The sequence below is a fragment of the Xanthomonas sp. 10-10 genome (genome assembly GCF_040182365.1).
In the GTDB taxonomy this organism is placed as follows: domain Bacteria; phylum Pseudomonadota; class Gammaproteobacteria; order Xanthomonadales; family Xanthomonadaceae; genus Xanthomonas; species Xanthomonas arboricola_F.
Genome location: NZ_CP144460.1, coordinates 3,725,023 through 3,745,432 on the forward strand (window position 1 = coordinate 3,725,023; position 20,410 = coordinate 3,745,432).

The window sequence follows — 20,410 nt, forward strand, 5'->3', positions numbered from 1 at the left end:
GGACGTGAAGAATGAGAAAGGCCGAGCCCGCTTAACGCAGCGCGGCCTGGAGTGCCTTGCGAATGACCGTAGCGACTTCGTCGCCTTCTGCCCCGGCCTCGCGTGCCATGCGCGCGGCCTCGGCCGGCTTGTAACCCAGTTGCTGCAAGGCGACAGTGGCTTCGGATACCGCATCCGGACCCAACTGGCCGGTGATCGGCGCGCCACTGCTGAAGTCGGCCGCCCGGTCGCGCAGCTCCACCACCATGCGCTCGGCGGTCTTCTTGCCGATACCCGGAATGCGCGTGAGCGCGGTGATGTCGCCGCTGGTGATCAGGCGGGCGAATTCATCCACACTGACCCCGGACAGCACCGCCAGCGCGATCTTGGCGCCGATGCCGGTGACCTTTTGCACGTCGCGGAACAGCCGCCGCTCGCCCTCGCGCAGGAAGCCGTACAGCGCAACGCTGTCTTCCTTCTGCGCGTAATGGGTGAACAGGATGACGTCGCGGCCGACATCGGGCAGGTCGTAGAAGGTGCTCATCGGCGCTTCCAGCTCGTACCCCACCCCGCCCACGTCGATCACCAGCCACGGCGGCTGCTTGTAGGCCAGGATCCCGCGCAGACGGCCGATCATTGGGCACCGCCGGGGCGGTGCCGGGAATGGGGAATCGGGAATGGGGAATCGCAAGAGCGCTCGCTGCCCTGGACTCTGCTATTCCCGATTCCCGATTCCCGATTCCCGATACTCATTTCTTGCGGCTCCAGGCCTGTTGGGTATTGACGCCCAGGCGCTGCGCGGTGGCGCGCACGTGGGCGTGGGTGATGGCGACCGCCAGTGCATCGGCGGCGTCGGCCTGCAGCTTGCCTTTCAGGTTGAGCATGATGCCGACCATGTGCTGCACCTGCACCTTGTCCGCCCCACCCTTGCCGACCAGCGCGAGCTTGATTTCGGTGGCAGCGTACTCGTGCACTGGCAGATCGCGCATGACGACCGCGCAAATCGCCGCGCCGCGCGCGTGGCCGAGCTTGAGCGCCGAATCGGCGCTCTTGCCCATGAAGACCTTTTCGATCGCCACTTCGTCCGGCCGGTAGGTCTCGATCAACTCGCCCAGCCCGTGCAGCAGGCGCTTGAGTCGCTGGGCAAAATCGCCCTCACCCAGCAGCAGCAGCGGTGCGTGATGCACATGCCGGCTGCGACCGCCCTCGTCGACGTCGATGATGCCGACCCCGGTGCGCTGGGAGCCGGGATCGATGCCCAGGATGCGGGTCATTGAAAGGCCGGGAATGGAGAGTCGGGAATCGGGAATGGGTAGAGCGGCCTACTGGCGTGCCCGGCGCTGCCGAGCAATGCAGGGTGCAGCTTTTTCGATTCCCGATTCTCCATTCCCGATTCCCGGCGCTTCAAGCGCCGAGACTCGACTGATCGACGTTCGAATACACGTCCTGGACATCGTCCAGGTCTTCGAGCATGTCGAGCAGCTTGCGGACCTGCACGGCGGTGTCGCCGTCGACGGCGATGTCGTTTTCGGCACGGAAGGTGATTTCGGCGTGGGCCGGTTCCAGGCCGGCGGCGGTCAGGGCGTCCTTGACGTGGGCGAAGGCATCCGGGGCGGTCAGCACGTCGATGGCGCCGTCTTCCGGGTACACCACCACGTCGTCGGCGCCGGCTTCGATGGCCGCGTCGGTGAGGGTGTCTTCATCGCTACCGGCGGCAAAGCTGAGCACGCCCAGGCGCTTGAACATGAAAGCCACCGAGCCCTCGGTGCCCATGTTGCCGCCGCATTTGCTGAAGGCATGGCGCACGTCGGCCACGGTACGCACGCGGTTGTCGGTCAGGCAGTCCACGATCACCGCCACGCCGCCGGGCGCGTAGCCCTCGTAGCGGATTTCTTCGTATTCCACGCCTTCCAGCTCGCCGGTGGACTTCTTGATGGCGCGTTCGATCACGTCCTTGGACATGTTCGCCGACAGGCCCTTGTCCATGGCCGTGCGCAGGCGCGGATTGTTGGACGGATCGCCACCGCCGGCGCGCGCGGCAACGCTGATCTCGCGGATGATCTTGGTGAACATCTTGCCGCGTTTGGCGTCGGAGGCGTTCTTGCGGCCTTCGATCGAGGGGCCTCTACCCATGAGTGGTTCCGGACTGGCTTGGATGACTGGGCGCGGATTTTACCTGATTGCTTGCACTCACCGGGGCCGCACCATCCGCCAGCGGATGTTCAAACCGCAAATCGGCCGCTGCGCAGGAACACCAGCGCCTGCCGGGCGGCCTCGGGCGAGCGCAACAGCCCGCTGTGGCTGGCTTGCACCACGCAGTGGTCGCGCAGCCCGGGCAGGCGGGTTTCGGCCAGCGCCACCGTGCCGTCCGAGTCGCCGTCCAGCGGCGCCAGCCAGCGACCGACGCCGCGCGGCACGCACCCGGCCACCTGGCCGATCTCCGCCTGCCCGTCCCAGCGCGCAAACCCTTGCTGCAGCAGGGTGGCACTGCGGCCCATCGCCCAGACGCCGCCGCGCCGCGCCAGCCCGCGCGCGGCGGCACTGCCGCACAGGGGCGAGCCCAGGCAGACCACGCGGCGCACCGGCAGGTCGGGGGCCTCGCACAAGGCCTGCAAGGCCATCAGCCCACCCAGGCTGTGGCAGACCAGCAGTTGCGCGCGGCTGGCGCGCAGGCGTTCGATCAGGCGCGGCACCGCCTGCACCGGCCCGCCGAGCACGCTGGCATAGCCGAACAACGCGGGCGCCAGCCCGGCGGCGCGCATCCGGCGCGCGAGCGGCAACAGCCAGTGCGCGGTATTCCAGATGCCATGCACCAGCAGCACGTCGGCGGTGGCGGCGGCCGCGCGCTTGCGCAGACGGCGCCGGGGCATGACCGGGATGGCGGACGATGGGCTGGACAAAGGCGTGGTTACCAGGAGGAGAGGCGGAGGTCAGGCGCGTGTCTGACGCGCGCACGGCATGCCGGAAAGTGGCTGGTGCCGATAGCGCGCATGCGCTGTGCCGATCTTGCGGCAAGCGCCGCGCACCACGGGCACACCGCCGCATCACGTCGTGCGGGCGCCGGGCTTAGTCGGCCGCAGCAATCGGCTTGCGGCGCAGGATGAACTCCCGGTCGACGATCTTGCCGACCGGGAAGTCGTATTCGCCGACCTTTTCGAAGCCGTAGCGGGCGTAGAAGCGCTGCGCGCCGAAATTCTCCGACCACACACCGATCCACAGCGTGCGTGGGCCGTTGCGTTCGAGCCATTCCAGTGTGGTTTCGAACAGCCGGCTGCCCCAGCCGCTGCTCTGGTAGTCCTTCAACAGGTACAGGCGCTTGAGTTCCCCGTCGCCGGGGCGGACCTCAGCGTGCGGCAGGCCGCACGGGCCGGCAGCGGCGTGGCCGACCAGCAGGTTGTCCAGCTCCAGCAACCAGATCGCGTACTCCGGATGCGCCAGCACGATGCGCGCGCGCTCCACCGCATAGGTCTCTTCCAGAAAGCCACGCAGGTCTTCTTCCGGATACAGATGCCCGAAGGTTTCGGTAAAGGTCTGCGCGGCCAGAAGCGACAGCGCTTCGGCATCGTCCGGCGTGGCGCGGCGGATGCGGGTCATGCGGGACTCTCGTGCCGGGTGGACGTGGCAGCTTCTCGCATGCGGCGGCGGTTCTGCAAGATCGGGATTGGGGAGTCGGGAATCGGGAAAGCATCCGCGCTGCGTGGATTCTCCCCGGGAAATCGTATTCGCCGATGTGGGCAGGAGTCGGCATGGGCGCTGACGGGTTCGACCACGCACGCACGACCGGTTCCGCATGGCACCGCGCAGGAAAGATGAACACTGCGAGGTCTGGCTAGCTGCTGGCGGAGCTGGGCGCGCTTGGGACGGACCTGCAGGACGCACCGCCGCCGGTGATCGGCGGCGGTTGGACGGCGGTAACCCGTGCCCTGGCACTGACGGTTCCACCAAAACACGCAGCGCTGGCCGTCTTGTACAGATGACCACGCACACCGCATGGCCATCTGCCGGCGCAGGTCAGACCTGCTTGGGGCGCACCTGTACGTGTACTTCGGCCAGTTGATCGGCGGCGATCGGCGACGGGGCGTCGGTCATCAGGTCCTGCGCGCCGGTGGTCTTGGGGAACGGGATCACGTCGCGGATCGAGTCGGTGCCGGCCATCAGCGCGGCGATCCGGTCGATGCCGAAGGCGATGCCGCCATGCGGCGGTGCGCCGTAGTTCAACGCATCCAGCAGGAAGCCGAACTTGGCGCGCGCTTCTTCTGCGCCGATGCCCAGCAACTCGAACACCGCGCTCTGCATGTCCGGGCGGTGGATACGGATCGAACCGCCGCCGATTTCATTGCCGTTGAGCACCATGTCGTAACCGCGCGAGACCGCGGTGCGGGCGTTGGCGCGCAGGTCGGCGATGTCGTCCACCGCCGGCGCGGTAAAGGGATGATGCAGGGCCACGTAGCGCTGCGCCTCCTCGTCCCATTCGAACATCGGGAAGTCGGTGACCCACAGCGGCGCCCAGCCATCGGCGATCAGCTTGAAGTCCTTGCCGGCCTTCAGGCGCAGCGCGCCCATGAAATCGGACACCTTGTTGTAGCCGCCGGCGCCGAAGAACACGATGTCGCCGTTGCCTGCACCCACGTGCTTGAGCAGCGCGGCAAAGGCTTCTTCGCTGAAGAACTTGGCGATCGGCGAGCTGACTTCGCCGGTCTCCGACAACTTGATGTAGGCCAGGCCCTTGGCGCCGTACTTGGCGGCGTGCGCGGCGTACTCGTCGATCTGCTTGCGGCTCAGCGTTGCGCCACCGGGGATGCGCAGCGCGGCCACGCGGCCGTCGGCATCGTTGGCGGCGGCGGTGAACACCGGGAATTCGCTGGTCTTGACCAGTTCGGCCACGTCGACCAGTTCCAGCGCGATACGCAGGTCCGGCTTGTCCGACCCATAGCGACGCATCGCCTCGGCCCAGGTCATGCGCGGGAACTGCGCGGCCAGCTGGACATCGACCACTTCCTTGAAGATGGCGCGGATCATGTCTTCGACAAAATCCTGCACGTCGCGCTCGCGCACGAAGGCAAATTCCATGTCGAGCTGGGTGAATTCCAGCTGGCGATCGGCGCGCAGCGCTTCGTCGCGGAAGCAGCGCGCGATCTGGTAGTAGCGGTCGAAGCCGGCCACCATCAGGATCTGCTTGAACAGCTGCGGGCTCTGCGGCAAGGCGTAGAACTCGCCCGGATGCATGCGCGCCGGCACCAGGAAGTCGCGCGCGCCTTCCGGGGTGGCCTTGGTCAGGATCGGGGTTTCGATGTCCTGGAAATCGCGTGCGTCCAGATGCCGGCGCAGCGCCTGCACCAGCTTGATGCGGGTGCGCTGCATGCGCTGCATTTCCGGACGGCGCAAATCGAGATAGCGATACTTCAGGCGGGTTTCTTCGCCCGGGTTCTCGTGCGCATGGAAGGGCAGCGGCGCGGCCTTGTTGAGGATGCTGATGCGGGTGGCGATCACTTCGACCTTGCCGCTGCGCAGCTTGTCGTTGACCGCATGCCGCGCACGCACCACGCCTTCGACCTGCAGCACGTCTTCGTAGCCCAGGCTGGCGGCCACCGGGAACACCTCGGCGTTCTCCGGCTCCACCGTCACCTGCACGATGCCCTCGTGGTCGCGCAGGTCGATGAAGCACACGCCGCCCAGGTTGCGGGCCACGTCGGTCCAGCCGGCGAGAGTGACGGTTTGGCCGATCAAGGTCTCGTCGACCAGGCCGCAGAAGTGGGTACGCATCGAAAGCTCCGCTGAAAACCCGACGCAGGCAGCGCCGGAAAGCCGGATATTCTGGGGCCGGCGGCCGGCAGGAGCAAATGCGGCGACGGTCACCGGCGCTTAAGTCAGCGCCCGGCTGAATAGGCGCCATGCCCCTCCCGTCACCAAGGACGTCACGATGCTGCGCACCGCCCTGCTGATCTCCGGCTTCAGTCTTGCCGCCCTCGCGGGCGCCCTGGCCAGCCACCCCGCCGCCGCGCAGGACCGCGGTTTCAACGGCCCCAGCATCACCTGCTCCAGCAACGACAACCGCCGCCGCGAGTGCGACACCCCGTTCCGTGGGCGCGCGGCCCTGGTGGAAAACATCTCCGGCACGCGTTGCATCGAAGGCCGCAACTGGGGCAGCGACCGCGGCCGGGTCTGGGTGGACAACGGCTGCCGTGGCCGCTTTGTCGAGGCGCGCGGCGGCTGGGGCGGTGGTGGCTGGAATGGCGGCGACGACCGCCCCGGCAATGCAGCCGCCGGCACCGTGCGTTGCGAAAGCCGCGACCAGCGCCAGGCCATCTGCAACACCGGCTGGCGGCGCGCGACGATCGTGCGCCAGCTCTCCGGCACGCCCTGCGTGGAGGGCCGCAATTGGCACCAGGAAAATGGCCGGATCTGGGTGGATGACGGCTGCCGCGCCGACTTTGCGCAGGCCCGTGGTGGTGGCTGGGATCGCGATGACGGCTACGGCGGCCGCGACGATCGCCCGCGTGGCGACTATTCGGTGACCTGCAGCAGCGACGACCGCCGCATGCGCACCTGCGATTGGGACGTACGCGCAGGCCGCCCGGTATTGACCCGCCAGTTGTCGGACACCCGTTGCGAGGAAGGCCGCACCTGGGGATTCGACCCGCGCCGCTCCGCAGTCTGGGTCAACGACGGCTGCCGCGCACGGTTCGACGCGCGCTGAGCCGGTTCGACGCCTGGCCGCGCTGTCGCCGGGCTCCAGGCGCGCTGCCATGCACAGACACTCAGCGCCGCATTGCCGCACTACGGACATCTGCCCGGTCACGCGGCCGGACAGATGCACAAGGCCGCGACGAAACCGGCGCGCAGCTGCGCCGACGATCGCCAGCTACCGGTCATCTGGCGCAACCTGGACTGCTGTCGATTCGCGGCGCCCGACGCTGGAAAGGCATCGTCTGAGTCTCCGCCAGATAGGTTGGGGCACATGCCGTGCTCACTCTCTGCCCAGCCCCAGCCATGGGGCCACGGGCCGGACCGGCGACTGCCGCAGCCAGTCTTTCTCACACTGCGTGGCGCCGCATCCAGCGAACGGGCCGCTGGTGTCACGGGGTGGAAACCCGATCATCGCAGCGGGCGCCCGGCGCGCAGTGCTCAGCCGCCCCACGGCGCGGGCGGCATTGCGACCGGCCGGGTGAGATCGAATGCCACCCGAAACAGCCGCCCATCCGGACGACTGAGCTCGTACGCCACGCGCCGGCCTGGCTCGACCTCGATGGTCAAGGCGTTCTTCGACGAGGCCACGCCACCCGATCGCTTGCACACTGCAATCGAGTCGGCATCCACCGGAAATTCCTGACGGCTGGCGCTGCTTGCACCCGTGCTGTCGCCACCGTAGCTGGACAGTGCATCCGCGTTGCCGTCGGCATGCCGATGGTCGTGCCTGAGCCGCGCAAGCCGGCGGACGGGGCAGCCGCCATGTGCGCGCCTGGTTGTCGCCCACATGGAAGGGCGCCCGCAATGCGCGCACCGGCCCCTCGTTACCGCGCATGCATCATCAATGTCTTGCCAGCAAACAGACCAGGCATTGCCGATGCGGGCGCATCGAACAGCACGCAACCGGCGAAGACCTGCCCGCAGGAGGCGGCGAGCGCGGCCGGAAAGCGATCGGCGGCGCGCCCGCGTGGCGCGCAGGAACTCCGTCGCGGTGGCGCAGCCGCTAAACGCAGCGATCTTTAGCTACGGCCAGCGACGCAATTCCAGGCTGGCGACACGGCCAGGCCTGGCGGTGCTCACGCCTTGTCGGATGCCGGCTTGGCCGCGGCTGGTGCGGCCGGCTTGCCGTCACTGGCGGCCGCGGGCTTGGCGTCGCCGCTGCTGCTGGTTTCGGTGAGGTTCTTTTTCTTTTCTCCGGCCGACTTGAAATCGGTCTCGTACCAACCGTTGCCCGACAACCGGAACGACGGTGCGGTGACCTGGCGCTTGATGGCGTTGGCGCTGCAGGCGGGGCAGCTCTCCGGCACCGGGTCGGACATTTTCAGCAGCCGATCGAACTGGTGATCGCAGGCGGTGCACTGGAAGGCATAGATAGGCATGGCACATCAAAAGGAAGGAACGCGAGGGCGCAGATTCTAGAGCCAGTTCCACGCCGGCGCGCAGCATTGCGCGCCATCGGGTGAAACAGGCCACTGCAATCAAGCTGGTACAATTGCAAACGTGACCGACGCGCCTTTCTCCCCACGAGGGCCGCATACGTGTTGCGGTTGACTGCGCTGTTGCTCGGCGTGGCCTTGCTGCTGACCGGCAGCGGGCTGCTGGGCACCCTGCTCGCCGTACGCGGTGGCCAAGCCGGCTTCGATGCACGCGCATTGGGGTTGATCATGTCCGGCTACTTCGCCGGCTTCTTTCTGGGCACATTCTTCGCACCGCCGCTGATCCGCCGGATCGGGCACATCCGCGCGTTCGCGTTTTACGCCGCACTGGCCGCGATCGCGGTGCTGCTGCATCCGATCTGGCTCAACCCGTGGGGCTGGGGCCTGCTGCGGCTCGTCACCGGCGCTGCGCTGGTCGGCCTGTACACGGTGATCGAAAGCTGGCTCAACGCCGAGCCGGACGCGCGCCGCCGCAGCCGGGTGTTTTCGGTCTACATGGCGATCAACCTGTCGGCATTGGCCCTGGGCCAGGTGTTGCTCAGCGCCGGCGATGCCACGGCGCCAGCGATGTTCACGCTCACCGCGATCCTGATCTGCGCGGCGGTGATGCCGGTGGTGACCACGCGGCTGATTCCGCCGGAGGTACCGCACGTGTCGCGGCTGCGGCTGGTGACGCTGTATGCGCTGGCGCCGGTGGCGACGATTGGCGCCGGCCTTTCCGGCCTTGCGATGGGCGCGTTCTGGGGCCTGCTGCCGGTGTACGCCAACCGCATCGGGCTGGATGCCGACGGCGTGGCGATGTTCATGCTCACTGCCATCGTGGGCGGTGCGGTACTGCAGTGGCCGATCGGGCGCATCAGCGATGGCCACGACCGTCGCATCGGCCTGGTCGCGGTCAGTGTGCTGGCCGCCGGCATCGCCATCGCCGCCGCGCTGCCGATGGTGCAGGCGCAGACGCAGGTGCTGTTCCTGCTGTTCTTCGTGTATGGCGGACTGGCGTTTTCGCTGTATCCGTTCGCAGTGGCGCACATGCTCGATTACCTGCCGCGCGAGGAGTTGCTGTCCGGCTGTAGCAGCCTGCTGCTGGTACACGGCGTGGGCGCGGCGATCGGCCCGGCGCTGGCGGGCGGAGCCATGCAGAAGTTCGGCCCGGCTGCGTTGCCGGTCTATTTCGCGGTGATGTTGCTGGCGCTGGCCGGCTTCACGCTGGCGCGCCTGCTGCGCTTCGAGCGCCTGCGCACCCACCCCATTGCATTCCGTCCGATGCTGCGCACCACCCCCTCGGCGCTGGAACTGATGCCGGAAACCGATTCACCCTCCCCTCCCCAAAAGGAAGCACATTGATCGATCAAACACGACTCTCGAACACCTCATCCCTGACCCACCCCCGCCCGGATCCGGCCGTGATCCTGGCCACCGACCTGGACGGCACCTTCCTGGCCGGCTCCGCCGAACACCGTCACCAGTTGTATCGCCTGGTCGACCAGCATCCCGAGATCCGCCTGATCTTCATCACCGGGCGCGGACTCGAAGCGGTGATGCCCCTGCTCACCGACCCCACCATTCCCCGACCCGACTATGTGGTGTGCGACGTCGGCGCCACCGTGGTGGACGGGCACACGCTGCAACCGCTGCAGCCCCTGCAATCGATGATCGACGCGCATTGGCCCGGCGAGCAGGTGGTGGCGCAGGCGATGCGCGCATTCCCGCAGCTGCAGCGCCAGGACGTGCCGCAGGAACGCCGCTGTTCGTATTTCTGCGACCCGGCCACGCTGGCGCCGCTGCGCGCGCAGATCGAGCAGGCCGCACGCGCGCTGGGCTGCGATGTGCTGTATTCGGCTGACCGCTATCTGGACATCCTGCCGCCGGACACCGACAAGGGCCGCACCCTGGGCGCACTGGCGCGCCAGCTGGACCTGCCGCGCCAGCGCATCCTGGTGGCCGGCGACACCCTCAACGACCTGTCCATGTATCTGGCCGGTTTTCGCGGCGTCTGCGTGGGAGACTCGGAAGCGGCGTTGACGCAGGCAACCGCCCACCTGGACGCCACCTATCACGCCACTGCGCCCGGCTGTGGCGGCATCCTGGAGGCGATTGCGCACTTCGGCCTGCTTGCCGACGACGACCCGCATGTGCCGGCAGCGCAGGTCCCGCGCAAGGGCGGCGCGGACCTGGTGATGGTCTACCACCGGCTGCCGTATGACGAAGTGGTCGAACACGGCGAGCTGGTACGCCGCGCGCCGCGCTCGCCCAACGGCATCATTCCCTCGCTGCTGAGCTTCTTCCAAGGCGGCCAACGCGGATCGTGGGTGGCCTGGAGCGTGGACGACCCCAAGCGCAGGCCCTTCCAGACCCATACCGAAGTGGATGCGCAGCGCTACCCCACCCTCACCGCCGCGCGCGTGCCGCTGAGCAAGAACGAGGTGGATATCTTCTACAAGCGCTTTTCCAAGGAAGCGTTCTGGCCGATGCTGCATGCGTTCTGGGAACGCGCGCGCTTCCGCGAGGACGACTGGCAGGTGTTTCTCGGCGTCAACCGCAAGTTTGCGCAAGCCACTTCGGCCGAGGCCGCGCAGGGCGCCACGGTGTGGATCCACGACTACAACCTGTGGATGGTGCCGGCGTACCTGCGGGAGTTGCGCCCGGATCTGAAGATCGCCTTCTTCCATCACACCTACTTCCCGTCGGCCGACGTGTTCAACGTGGTCCCGTGGCGACGCGAGATCATCGGCAGCCTGATGTGCTGCGACTACATCGGCTTCCATATTCCACGGCAGGTGGAGAACTTCGTCGACGTGGTGCGTGGGGTGATGCCGGTGGAGCGCCTGGCGCAGGAAAGCTGCGCGCCGCGCTTTCTGACCTACGGCTGTGCGGTGGGCCTGGACACCATGACGACCTGCCTGCGCGTGGCAGATCGCGATGTCGCGCTGGGCGCGCATCCGGTGGGCACCGACCTGCGCCGCATCCGCGCGGCGCTGGGCAAACCGGACGTGCGCAACGATGTCTTCAAGCTGCGCCGCGAGATCGGTGCGCGCAAGCTGGTGTTGTCGGTGGAGCGGCTGGATTACACCAAGGGCACGCTGGCAAAGCTGGAAGCGTTCGAGCGCCTGCTCGACAGCCAGCCACAGCTGCTTGGCAAGGTTACCTTGCTGATGGTGTGCGTGCCGGCCGCACGCGAGATGACGGTTTATCGCACCTTGCAGACGCAGATCGAGCAGGCGGTGGGCCGCATCAACGGACGGTTCTCGCGGCTGGACTGGACCCCGGTGCGCTTCTTCGCCCAGGCGCTGCCATTCGAGCAGGTAGTGGCGCATTACGCCGCGGCGCAGCTGATGTGGATCACTCCGCTACGCGATGGGCTGAACCTGGTGGCCAAGGAATTCGTCGCGGTGCAAGGCATCGAAGGCGGCAGCGGCGTGCTGGTGCTGAGCGAATTTGCCGGTGCTGCGGCAGAACTCAAAGGCGCGGTGCTGACCAACCCGCACGACCCAGCCGATCTGGCGGCCGGCCTGTTGCAGGGGCTCTCGATGCCCGACGACGAGGCGGCCGGGCGCCTGCGCCAGCTGTACGACAGCGTGGAGTACTACACCATCGATCACTGGGGACGCGACTTCCTGGCGGCGGTGGCACGCAGCCGTGGCGCGCATGCGCGCCTGCCCGTGGCAGCAGCCAGCGCAGTGGCCGAGCCGGTCGACTAGCCACGCGCCGTTACGCGTTCGGCAATACGCGTAGTCACACGCAAACGCCTGGGCTCTCCGGGCGTTTGTGTACTTTAGGACAAGCGTGACGCTGGCCCATCGACGGCGCGGTCATGATCACGCAACGCAAGCGCGGCAGGCTGGGCGCTCTTCATCCTGCCCATGGATCGCAATGAATTCGTTGTCCTGCTCGCGCGCGCGGCGCCCGGCCACGCTGGTCCTGCTGCTGATTCCGATCGCCCTGCCCGCCTACGCGCAGCAGAGACCAGACGGCGCAGCGCCCTCGGCGCCGGTTGCCGACGGCAATGGCCAAGATGCACAGGTCTCCACGCTGGGTCAGGTGCAGGTGGTCGGCCAGGCGATGACGTACTCCAAGACGACCGTGAGCAAGGAAATGCTCGACCGCCAGTTCGTGCTAGGCAGCGTCAACGACGCGCTCAACGAACTCCCGGGCGTCGTCGTGACCGAAGCCGATGCGTTCGGCTCGTCGGATTGGGGCACGCAGATCAGCATGCGTGGATTTGTCAGCAACCGCGATACCCAGCAGATCGGCACCACCGTCGATGGCGTGCCCAACGGTGGCTCGGCCTATGGCGGCGGCTCCAAGGCCAATCGTTTCATCGACATGCCGGATCTGGAAACGGTGGAAGTGAGCCAGGGCACCGCCGATATCGCCTCGCGCTCGAACGAAGCGTTGGGCGGCACCCTGAACTACCTCACCGGCGAGCCGCTGGAAGAGCAGCGCGTGCGCGTGATCGGCGGCATCGGCGACAACCAGGCGCGCAAGTACTACGCGCGCTACGACACCGGCCTGCTCGGCGGCAACACGCGCGCCTGGGTCAGCGGCTCGTCGGCGCGCAACGATGACTGGATCGACGGTAGCGGCCACACCAGCCGCGATCATCTGGCCGGCAAGTTCGTCAGTGCGTTGAACAAGTGGACGCTCAGCGGCTATGCGTCCTACGACGATGCCGACGAATCCGAATACACCAGCGTGACGCCGGAGCAGTTCGCGCGCGATCCGGAACACGATCTGCTGACCGGCACGCTCACCGGCATTCCGTATCTGGACCAGAACTATCGCTCAGGCTCGCGCGCGCTGCGCAAGAACACTTTCGGCTATCTGCGCGGCGCCTTCGATGGCGGCAATGGGTTCAAGACCACGCTGACCGGCTATGCGCACCGCATGCAGGGCCGTGGCGACTGGATCCCGCCGTATCTGGTGGATGTCAGCAACGATGGCGCCGGCGCAGCGGAATCCGAAGCGCGTGGCGGCAACACCGTGTATGCCGGCAGCGACTTGGGCAAGCTGTATTACCTCACGCCCGGCGGCGCGGCCGCGACCATGCTGGCCGGCTGCACCGGCAGCGATGCGGTGCCGGCCGAATCCAATCCGGCCTGCTATCCGGCAGGCTCGGTACCGGTGCAGTCGTATCGCCATAGCCACTACGACAACCACCGCGCCGGCGCGATGGCAGATGTGGAATGGCGCGCCGATCTCGGCGCCATCGACAATACCGTGCGCGCCGGCGCATGGCTGGAGCGCTATGACCGCAGCGTCACCCGCGATTGGCATCGCCTGCTCAACGTCGGCACCAACATCGGCTTCGATCATCAGCCGTACTGGCTGCAGTTCAAGGACGACTACCAGACCGACGAGCAGATGTATTACGTCGAGGATGTGATGCGCTACGGCGCATTCGCCTGGCGCGTGGGCGTCAAGCAGTTCTTCGTCGACCAGACCCGCGACCGCCGCATCGGCGATGCGCAGCATGTGGAATCGGATTCGCACTCGGACCCGCTGCTCTCGGCCGGCCTGACCTGGACCACCCCGGTGCAGGGCCTGGAAGCCTTTGCCGGGTATTCGCAGAACTTCGCGGCGATTCCCTCCGGCGTCCTGGGCGAAACCGACCCGGTCGCACTCAGCCGCGTGCAACCGGAGACCGCCGACAACGTCGAGCTCGGCCTGCGCATCAGCCGCTGGCCATTGACCGGCAGCGTGACCTTGTACGACATCCGCTTCGACAACCGCATCGTGTATGTGCCTGCCAACTTCGTCAGCGGCATCGACTATCTGGGCGAGACCGACGGCGTGTACGAAAACTTCGGCGGCGTGCATGCACGCGGCGTGGAGGCGGCGCTGGGCTACGGTTGGGACAATGGCTGGCGCATCAATGGCGCCTACACCTACAACAAGGCCGATTACCTGGGCAGCGGCGATGCCGCACGCGACACCGCCCTGGACATCACTCCCGGCGCGCAGGTGATCGGCCAGCCGCGCAACACCCTGGTGGTCTCGGCCGACTGGCGCGGGCAGGCCTGGCGCTTCGGTGTGTCCGGTCGTTATCTGGGCAAGCGTTATCTGGATGCATCCAACCGCGCCGCGCTCGATGGCGTGACCACCTTCAACGCCAATCTGGGCGTGGAGCTGTCGCAACTGTCGTCGCAGCTCAAGGGCCTGCAGCTGGCGCTCAATGTCAGCAACCTCACCGACAAGCGGTATCTGGAAGGGGTGGACGGCAGCGATAGCGCGTTCATCGCCGCACCGCGCACGTTGGGGCTGACGCTGACGCTGGATCTGTAACGGCGACCTGCCATGCTATGCGAAGCCCGCAGCGCACACCGGTGCGGGCATCCCTTTCGATGCGATGCGAGCACCCATGATCGACCTGCCCCGCCGCCGTTTGCTGCAAGCCGGCCTCACCAGCGGCGCGGCCGCACTCTCGCCCAGCATCGCGCGTGCCGCAGCCATCGCACCGGACCGGCGCAGCGGTACGCTGGAGGATCTGCAGCATGTGGTGATCCTGATGCAGGAAAACCGCGCGTTCGATCATTACTTCGGTGCGCTGCCCGGCGTGCGCGGGTTCGGCGATCGCTTTCCGATTCCGGCCCCGCCGCTGCCGGGCGCGCCCTCGCGCACGGTGTGGCTGCAGCCCAGCGAAGACGGCATGCAGTGGCTCACCCCGTTTGCGCTGGATACCGCCGCGCAATTCGGCTTCATGCGCGTCAAGGGCACGCCGCATAGCTGGCCCGATGCACAGCAGGCCTGGGACCAGGGCCGGCTCGGGCACTGGGCGGCGGCCAAACACAATCATGCGCTGGGCTACTACGGACGCGCGGATATTCCCTTCCAGTACGCGCTCGCCGATGCGTTCACCCTCTGCGATGCGTACCACGCCTCGATCCAGACCGGCACCAACTCCAATCGCGTGTTCCTGTGGACCGGCGGCAACGATCCGCAGGCGCGCAATGGCGGGCCGGTGATCGGCAACTCGCACGACAACTTTCCGGAACTGGGCGGCTTTGCCGAGCCGTATCGCTGGACCACCTATGTCGAACAGCTGCAGCGCGCAGGCGTGTTCTGGCAGATCTATCAGGACATGGCCGACAACTTCACCGACAACCCGCTGGCCGGGTTCGAAGCGTTTCGGCAGGCCTATCGCAATGCGCCTGGCCACGATGCGCAGTTACGCGCGCGTGGCATCAGCACGCGGGGCGTTGAGCAACTGCGCGCGGACGTGATAGCCGGTCGGCTGCCATCGGTAAGTTTCGTCATCGCCGATGCGGCCGGCAGCGAACATCCGGATCCCTCCAGCCCTGCGCAGGGCGCGGCCTACACCGCACGCGTGCTGGATGCGCTGACCGCCGATCCAAAGGTATGGAGCCGCACTGCATTGCTGCTGATGTTCGACGAGAACGATGGCTTTTTCGACCACATGCCGCCGCCGGCTCCGCCATCGCCGGACCCGCGCGCCGCTGGCGGGTTTGCCGGCGCCTCCAGCATCCCCACCGACGACGATTACCATCGCCACCCGGCACCGGGCGAGCAGAAAGTGGATCTGCCCGAACTGCGCGGCCGTCCCTACGGCCTTGGTCCGCGCGTGCCGCTGTATGTGGTTTCGCCGTGGAGCCGTGGCGGCTGGGTGGATTCGCAGGTGTACGACCACACCTCGGTGTTGCGCCTGCTGGAACGCCGGTTTGGCGTGCCCGCGCCGGAGATCACGCCATGGCGGCGTGCAGTGTGTGGCGACCTGACCAATGCGTTTGACTTCCGCAACGCCGATGCACGCCCATTCGTCGCCGCGTTGCCCGATGTGGGCGATGCGGCAACGCGTGCAGCAGCCTTGCGGGAGCACACGCTGCCGCCGCTGCCCGCCACCTTACAGCCGCCCGCGCAACCGTTCGGCGTGCGCCGTTCGCGCGCCGTGCCGTACCGCCCGAGCGTGCAACTGGCGCATGTGCCCGAGCGTGGCGAGGTGCGGCTACGCATGACCAACAGCGGCGCGGCGGCGGTGCTGCATGTCTACGACCGCTACGACCTGGCGGCGATCCCGCGCCGCTACACGGTGGGCAACGGCGCCACACTGGACGGCGACTGGACCACCTACGACGGCCGTTACGATCTGTGGCTGGTCGGCCCCAACGGATTCCATCGTCACTACCGTGGCGACCTGAGCGCCCCGTTACTGGTGGCTGAGATCGCACAAGATCCGAACGACGCCACATCCGTGTTGCTATCGCTGCACAATGGCGGCGGCGCTGCCGTGCAGGCGGAGCTAAAACCGGGTGCCTATGCAGCCGCGCAGCCGCACGAGCGCCTCAGCATTGCGCCCGGTGCGACCGAGCAGCGCCGTTGGAAAGCGGCAGGAACCGGCGGCTGGTACGACCTGTGGGTGCACCACGACGGCGCGGCCCAGCGCATGGCTGGTCGTATCGAAACCGGCGCCGACAGCGTCAGCGATCCCGCCATGGGTGGGCCGGCGCGACTGCAGCAGGACGAACCGGTGGTGATCGGCGAGCTTGGCTAAGAGCGGCTAACAGAACGCAGCGAGCGGTCGTCAGGTGGGTGCGGATGGCGCGGAGGCACCGGAATGTACGTGCGGTACATGCCGCACCGAGCACCGGCCGCGCCCGCCTGGCGGTGAGCGGAGTAGGTTTGGTAGCTGCTCTAAGCCTCGCAAATACACGTACGGCGAGAAACAACAGGTCGCAGGCGAGCGCCGCCTCGAGCGCAGCTTGCTGCGTGATCAGCATGCGCGTGATCCGCAGGCTTGCGCACGGTCGTATTCAACGCGCGCCGGCTGCGTCCAGCATGCCGATCGTCCCTAACCAGGTCTCCACCAGATGCGGCCATTGCGCGATCGGCAGTGCGCCGGCGCGCAGACCGAATGCATGCCCACCTTCGGCATATAAATGCATTTCTACCGGTACGCCGGCTTGCTTGAGCGCCACATAGTAGGCCAGCGATTGACTGACGCCATCCACCTTATCGTCCTCGGCCTGCAGCAAAAAGGTCGGCGGCGTTTGCGCGGTGACGGTGATGTCCGGCCGCAGCGACAGATGGGTTGAATCGCGTGTGGCACGGTCTTCGTCTTCGTGCGCCCACAGATGGCCCGGATACACGGCGATAGCGAAATCCGGGCGACAGTTCACGCGATCGGCGGCATCCACAAACGGATAGGTGCGTTGGGGGAAATGCGTGCCGGCCGCGGCCACCAGGTGCCCACCGGCGGAAAAGCCCATCACCCCGATCTTATGCGGGTCCACGCCCCAGGTCGCGGCCTGCTGGCGCACCAGGCCCAACGTGCGCTGCGCGTCCTGCAGTGCGGTCTGCACCTTGGGGTAGTAGCGATGACCATCGACCCAGGTCGGCCCGGAGTTGGGCACGCGGTACTTCAGCAACACGCAGGTGATGCCGCGCGCAGTCAACCAGTCGCAGATCTCCGTGCCCTCCAGGTCCATCGCCAGCATCTGGTAGCCGCCGCCGGGAAACACCACCACCGCGGCGCCGGTGTTGTGCCCTTGCGCCGGGTACACCGTCATGGTCGGCTGGCTGACGTCGTGGATGGCCGGCCACCACGGTTTGCCCGGACCGGGGCCGGCCGATTCCGGGGCCGGATGCGGCACTGCATTCGGCACCGCGCCGGGCCAGATCGGCACCTGCACGTGACCCGGCGTGGGTTCCCAGACGCGCGCCTGCGCATCGTGCACGCACAGGCCCAAGGCAATCGCAAACGTACAACAGCAGAACCAGCGCATGGCGTGCTCCAAAGGGATCGACAGAACTGCGGTGGGAGGCATGCGGCGGCCGTGCGCCGCGTAGCCGCTTGATCGGTCTTGTTCTCGCCTGCCTCCAAGCGTGAGCGACATCGGGCCTGCGGCAGGCGAGAGACCGCGAACGACGCTAGCTGGCGCGCGATGCGCGTGTCGGATACCAGGCAGCCACTGCCTGCGCCACTGCCTGCGCCACCGCCTTCAACGCCGCATCGCGTGCAGCATCGTCGACCTTGGCACCGTTCAAGTACGTCGTCAGCAGCAGTGGCGGCCGGCCCTTCGGCGGCCAGAGGATGGCGATGTCGTTGCGGGTATCGGTGCCGTTGCTACCGGTCTTGTCGCCGATCTTCCAGTCGGCCGTGAGCCCCGCACGCAGGCAGTCGTCGCCGGTGCGGTTGTCGATCATCCAGTCGGTCAGCTGCGTGCGCGAGGCAGGCTGCAGGGCATCGCCAAGCAGCAGCGTACGCAGCGTCGACGCCATGGCCACCGGGGTGGTGGTGTCGCGCGGCTCGCCAGGGGCGAACCCGTTCATCTCCGGCTCGTAGCGGTCACTGCGGGTCTTGGCATCGCCGATGCTGCGCAGGAAGGCGGTCACGCCGGGCGGGCCGCCGACCAGCGGGAACAACAGGTTGGCGGCAGGGTTGTCGCTGTAGATCATCGTGGCCCGGCACAGTTCGCCGACACTCAGCGCGCCACCGACATGGCGCTCGGTGACCGGCGCATGCGACAGCATGTCCGAGGCACGGATGTTGACCGGTTGCGCCAACGACAGCTTGCCCCGGTCCACTTGCTGCAATACCGCGGCAGCCAATACAAATTTGAAGGTGCTGCACATCGGAAAGCGCTCGTTCTCGCGCTGCCCGAGGCGCCAGCCGGGGGCGCTGCCGAGCAGGCTGATGCCCAGGCGACCACCGGTACCACGTTCGATGTCCGCCCATTGTGCCCGCAGCATGTCGTCTATATTCACCGCCGGACTGAGCGCCAGTGCGGGTCTGGACGCCGCAAACAGCATGCCCGCGCCGCTTGCGTACAGGAACTCTCGCCGATTCAACATGTGTTTGCCTCCTTGAGGGAGCCCGCAGTATCGATGCGCACGGCGCAACCGACCATCGCGATGTTTCGATCACAGGCATGAATTGAACTAATCTCTCACGATGCCCCGCCCCCGCCTCCCGCTCAATGCCCTGCGCGCTTTCGAAGCGGCCGCGCGCCATCAAAATCTGACCCGGGCGGCGAACGAGCTGTGCGTGAGCCAGGCCGCGCTCAGCCACCAGATCAAGGCGCTGGAGCAACAGCTGGGCACCAGCCTGTTCCACCGTCTGCCACGCGGCGTGGCACTGACCGACGAGGGCGCGGCGTTGGCGCCAGTGCTGGGCGAGGCCTTCGACCGCATCGCCGCCACCCTGGAGCGCTTTGCCGACGGGCGCTATCGCGAGGTGCTCAACGTCGGCGTGGTGGGCACCTTCGCCACCGGCTGGCTGCTGCCGCGATTGCCGGCCTTTCATGCCGCGCATCCGGATATCGAATTGCGCCTGTCCACCCACAACAACCGGGTCGATCTGGCCGGCGAAGGGCTGGATCTGGCGATCCGGTTCGGCGATGGCGACTGGCAGGGCCAGATCGCGCATGCGCTGATGGAGGCGCCGTTTGCGCCGGTGTGCGCGCCCAGCATGGCGCGCGGCCTGCGCACGCCGGCCGATCTGGCGCAGCTGCCGTTATTGCGCTCCTACCGCCTGGACGAATGGCCGCAATGGTTTCGCGCGGCAGGCGTGGCCGAGGTTGCCGCGCGCGGGACGATGTTCGATTCGTCGTTGACGCTGGCCAGCGCGGCGGCGGCCGGTGCCGGCGTGGCGTTGTTGCCGTTGCCGATGTTTCGCCAGGATCTCGACGCAGGGCGGCTGGTGTGCCCCTTCCCGATACAGATCGATGCCGGACGCTATTGGCTCACCCGGCTGCGCTCGCGCCCGGAAGGCGATGCCGATGCGCGACTGCGCGACTGGCTGGTAGCGGAGCAACAGCGCTCCGGCTAAACGAGCGCGTTGCTGCGCTCAGCGGCGCGCGGACGCCGCGATCCCCTGCACCGCCACGCGGCGAAACGCCTCGTAGTGCGCCTGATCGGCGAACCAGTGCGGGGCGAACAGCTCGAACAAGCGGTCGTTGTGATACAGCAGCAGCACCCGCTCGTTCTCGCGGTAGCGGATGTAATCGGACCAGGGCCGGCGCAGTCGCCCGTCCGCCCAGGTGATTTCCAGCCCGGTGTCGTCCCATGCGAAGGTGTAGGTATGCCGCAGCGCGGCCTGCTGGGCGTGCAGGCGTTTGATCTTTCGTGGCAAGCCCCAGAGGTGCAGCACCGCCAGGCCGATCAAGCCGCCGCCCCCGGCGCCGATCAGCATCGGGCCGATGATTTCGCCGGCCCCGATCAGTTGCAGCATGCCCGCCCCGATCAGGAGCAGGACCACCAGGATCACGATCAAGACCTTGGCCGTGTACCGCGCATGCAGGCGCTGCGCGGCCAGATGGTCTTCCAGACTGATGGTGGCGCTGATCATGTTCGCT

Annotated in this window: 17 protein-coding genes and 1 other RNA gene; 6 read left to right on the forward strand and 12 right to left on the reverse strand. The window is 67.3% G+C overall.

The window, feature by feature from the left end:
• Positions 1-31: 31 nt before the first annotated feature.
• The 6 genes from ruvA to aspS form a co-directional block, all read right to left on the reverse strand.
• Entirely contained in the window at positions 32-616 is a 585-nt protein-coding gene (ruvA, locus tag VZ068_RS15650) for a Holliday junction branch migration protein RuvA (protein ID WP_046965300.1), read from the reverse strand.
• Positions 617-728: 112 nt separating this feature from the next.
• The gene (gene ruvC / locus VZ068_RS15655; RefSeq protein ID WP_005996087.1) at positions 729-1,253 is read right to left on the reverse strand and encodes a crossover junction endodeoxyribonuclease RuvC; all 525 of its coding nucleotides are present in this window, start codon (positions 1,251-1,253) and stop codon (positions 729-731) included.
• A gap of 130 nt (positions 1,254-1,383) precedes the next feature.
• Positions 1,384-2,112 (reverse strand): YebC/PmpR family DNA-binding transcriptional regulator, encoded by a 729-nt coding sequence (locus VZ068_RS15660; RefSeq protein WP_349655806.1) that lies wholly within the window; start codon positions 2,110-2,112, stop codon positions 1,384-1,386.
• An 89-nt stretch (positions 2,113-2,201) separates the two neighbouring features.
• A complete protein-coding gene (locus tag VZ068_RS15665; protein ID WP_349655807.1) occupies positions 2,202-2,849 on the reverse strand; it encodes an alpha/beta hydrolase in 648 nt (215 codons plus the stop codon).
• Positions 2,850-3,045: 196 nt separating this feature from the next.
• Positions 3,046-3,573 carry an N-acetyltransferase gene (locus VZ068_RS15670; RefSeq protein WP_259152268.1) on the reverse strand — a complete coding sequence of 176 codons (528 nt, stop codon included), beginning with the start codon at positions 3,571-3,573 and terminating at the stop codon, positions 3,046-3,048.
• Between the two features lie 417 nt (positions 3,574-3,990).
• The gene (gene aspS / locus VZ068_RS15675) at positions 3,991-5,742 is read right to left on the reverse strand and encodes an aspartate--tRNA ligase (protein WP_259152271.1); all 1,752 of its coding nucleotides are present in this window, start codon (positions 5,740-5,742) and stop codon (positions 3,991-3,993) included.
• Between the two features lie 157 nt (positions 5,743-5,899).
• Between aspS and VZ068_RS15680 the strand changes: the two genes are divergently transcribed.
• Positions 5,900-6,676: a DUF3011 domain-containing protein gene (locus tag VZ068_RS15680; RefSeq protein ID WP_259152272.1), complete on the forward strand. Its 777-nt coding sequence runs from the start codon at positions 5,900-5,902 to the stop codon at positions 6,674-6,676.
• 428 nt (positions 6,677-7,104) lie between these two features.
• Here VZ068_RS15680 and VZ068_RS15685 read toward each other — a convergent pair whose 3' ends face one another.
• Positions 7,105-7,455, reverse strand: a complete 351-nt coding sequence (locus VZ068_RS15685; protein ID WP_349655808.1) for a hypothetical protein — start codon at positions 7,453-7,455, stop codon at positions 7,105-7,107.
• A 287-nt stretch (positions 7,456-7,742) separates the two neighbouring features.
• Complete coding sequence (locus tag VZ068_RS15690; protein ID WP_349655809.1) at positions 7,743-8,045, reverse strand: zinc ribbon domain-containing protein; 303 nt, start codon at positions 8,043-8,045, stop codon at positions 7,743-7,745.
• Positions 8,046-8,204: 159 nt separating this feature from the next.
• Here VZ068_RS15690 and VZ068_RS15695 point away from each other — a divergent pair, with 159 nt between their 5' ends.
• The 4 genes from VZ068_RS15695 (at position 8,205) to VZ068_RS15710 (ending at position 16,608) form a co-directional block, all read left to right on the forward strand.
• A complete protein-coding gene (locus tag VZ068_RS15695) occupies positions 8,205-9,446 on the forward strand; it encodes an MFS transporter (protein WP_259152275.1) in 1,242 nt (413 codons plus the stop codon).
• Positions 9,447-9,505: 59 nt separating this feature from the next.
• The gene (gene ggpS / locus VZ068_RS15700; protein ID WP_349655810.1) at positions 9,506-11,800 is read left to right on the forward strand and encodes a glucosylglycerol-phosphate synthase; all 2,295 of its coding nucleotides are present in this window, start codon (positions 9,506-9,508) and stop codon (positions 11,798-11,800) included.
• A gap of 172 nt (positions 11,801-11,972) precedes the next feature.
• Positions 11,973-14,384 (forward strand): TonB-dependent receptor, encoded by a 2,412-nt coding sequence (locus VZ068_RS15705; protein WP_349655811.1) that lies wholly within the window; start codon positions 11,973-11,975, stop codon positions 14,382-14,384.
• 76 nt (positions 14,385-14,460) lie between these two features.
• Positions 14,461-16,608 (forward strand): phospholipase C, phosphocholine-specific, encoded by a 2,148-nt coding sequence (locus VZ068_RS15710; protein WP_349655812.1) that lies wholly within the window; start codon positions 14,461-14,463, stop codon positions 16,606-16,608.
• Between the two features lie 4 nt (positions 16,609-16,612).
• On the opposite strand, the gene VZ068_RS15715 is transcribed toward VZ068_RS15710, so the two are convergent.
• From VZ068_RS15715 to bla, 3 genes are all read right to left on the reverse strand, one after another.
• Positions 16,613-16,688, reverse strand: a non-coding RNA gene (locus tag VZ068_RS15715) — sX9 sRNA.
• A gap of 179 nt (positions 16,689-16,867) precedes the next feature.
• Positions 16,868-17,839, reverse strand: a complete 972-nt coding sequence (locus tag VZ068_RS15720) for an alpha/beta hydrolase (protein WP_349655813.1) — start codon at positions 17,837-17,839, stop codon at positions 16,868-16,870.
• A 145-nt stretch (positions 17,840-17,984) separates the two neighbouring features.
• On the reverse strand, positions 17,985-18,908 hold the full coding sequence (gene bla / locus VZ068_RS15725) for a class A beta-lactamase (RefSeq protein WP_349655814.1): 924 nt from the start codon (positions 18,906-18,908) through the stop codon (positions 17,985-17,987).
• A gap of 100 nt (positions 18,909-19,008) precedes the next feature.
• Between bla and ampR the strand changes: the two genes are divergently transcribed.
• Positions 19,009-19,884, forward strand: a complete 876-nt coding sequence (ampR, locus tag VZ068_RS15730) for a LysR family transcriptional regulator AmpR (protein WP_259152280.1) — start codon at positions 19,009-19,011, stop codon at positions 19,882-19,884.
• 18 nt (positions 19,885-19,902) lie between these two features.
• On the opposite strand, the gene VZ068_RS15735 is transcribed toward ampR, so the two are convergent.
• Positions 19,903-20,403 (reverse strand): YcxB family protein, encoded by a 501-nt coding sequence (locus tag VZ068_RS15735; protein ID WP_349655815.1) that lies wholly within the window; start codon positions 20,401-20,403, stop codon positions 19,903-19,905.
• Positions 20,404-20,410: the final 7 nt, after the last annotated feature.

Excerpts from the sequence above, each read along its gene's own strand:
- VZ068_RS15670 (WP_259152268.1), bottom strand. The coding sequence starts at position 3,573 with ATGACCCGCATCCGCCGCGCCACGCCGGACGATGCCGAAGCGCTGTCG.
- ruvC (WP_005996087.1), bottom strand. The coding sequence starts at position 1,253 with ATGACCCGCATCCTGGGCATCGATCCCGGCTCCCAGCGCACCGGGGTC.
- VZ068_RS15665 (WP_349655807.1), bottom strand. The coding sequence starts at position 2,849 with ATGCCCCGGCGCCGTCTGCGCAAGCGCGCGGCCGCCGCCACCGCCGAC.
- bla (WP_349655814.1), bottom strand. The coding sequence starts at position 18,908 with ATGTTGAATCGGCGAGAGTTCCTGTACGCAAGCGGCGCGGGCATGCTG.
- VZ068_RS15720 (WP_349655813.1), bottom strand. The coding sequence starts at position 17,839 with ATGCGCTGGTTCTGCTGTTGTACGTTTGCGATTGCCTTGGGCCTGTGC.
- aspS (WP_259152271.1), bottom strand. The coding sequence starts at position 5,742 with ATGCGTACCCACTTCTGCGGCCTGGTCGACGAGACCTTGATCGGCCAA.
- VZ068_RS15685 (WP_349655808.1), bottom strand. The coding sequence starts at position 7,455 with ATGTGGGCGACAACCAGGCGCGCACATGGCGGCTGCCCCGTCCGCCGG.
- ampR (WP_259152280.1), top strand. The coding sequence starts at position 19,009 with ATGCCCCGCCCCCGCCTCCCGCTCAATGCCCTGCGCGCTTTCGAAGCG.
- VZ068_RS15660 (WP_349655806.1), bottom strand. The coding sequence starts at position 2,112 with ATGGGTAGAGGCCCCTCGATCGAAGGCCGCAAGAACGCCTCCGACGCC.
- VZ068_RS15735 (WP_349655815.1), bottom strand. The coding sequence starts at position 20,403 with ATGATCAGCGCCACCATCAGTCTGGAAGACCATCTGGCCGCGCAGCGC.
- VZ068_RS15705 (WP_349655811.1), top strand. The coding sequence starts at position 11,973 with ATGAATTCGTTGTCCTGCTCGCGCGCGCGGCGCCCGGCCACGCTGGTC.
- VZ068_RS15710 (WP_349655812.1), top strand. The coding sequence starts at position 14,461 with ATGATCGACCTGCCCCGCCGCCGTTTGCTGCAAGCCGGCCTCACCAGC.
- VZ068_RS15680 (WP_259152272.1), top strand. The coding sequence starts at position 5,900 with ATGCTGCGCACCGCCCTGCTGATCTCCGGCTTCAGTCTTGCCGCCCTC.
- ruvA (WP_046965300.1), bottom strand. The coding sequence starts at position 616 with ATGATCGGCCGTCTGCGCGGGATCCTGGCCTACAAGCAGCCGCCGTGG.
- VZ068_RS15690 (WP_349655809.1), bottom strand. The coding sequence starts at position 8,045 with ATGCCTATCTATGCCTTCCAGTGCACCGCCTGCGATCACCAGTTCGAT.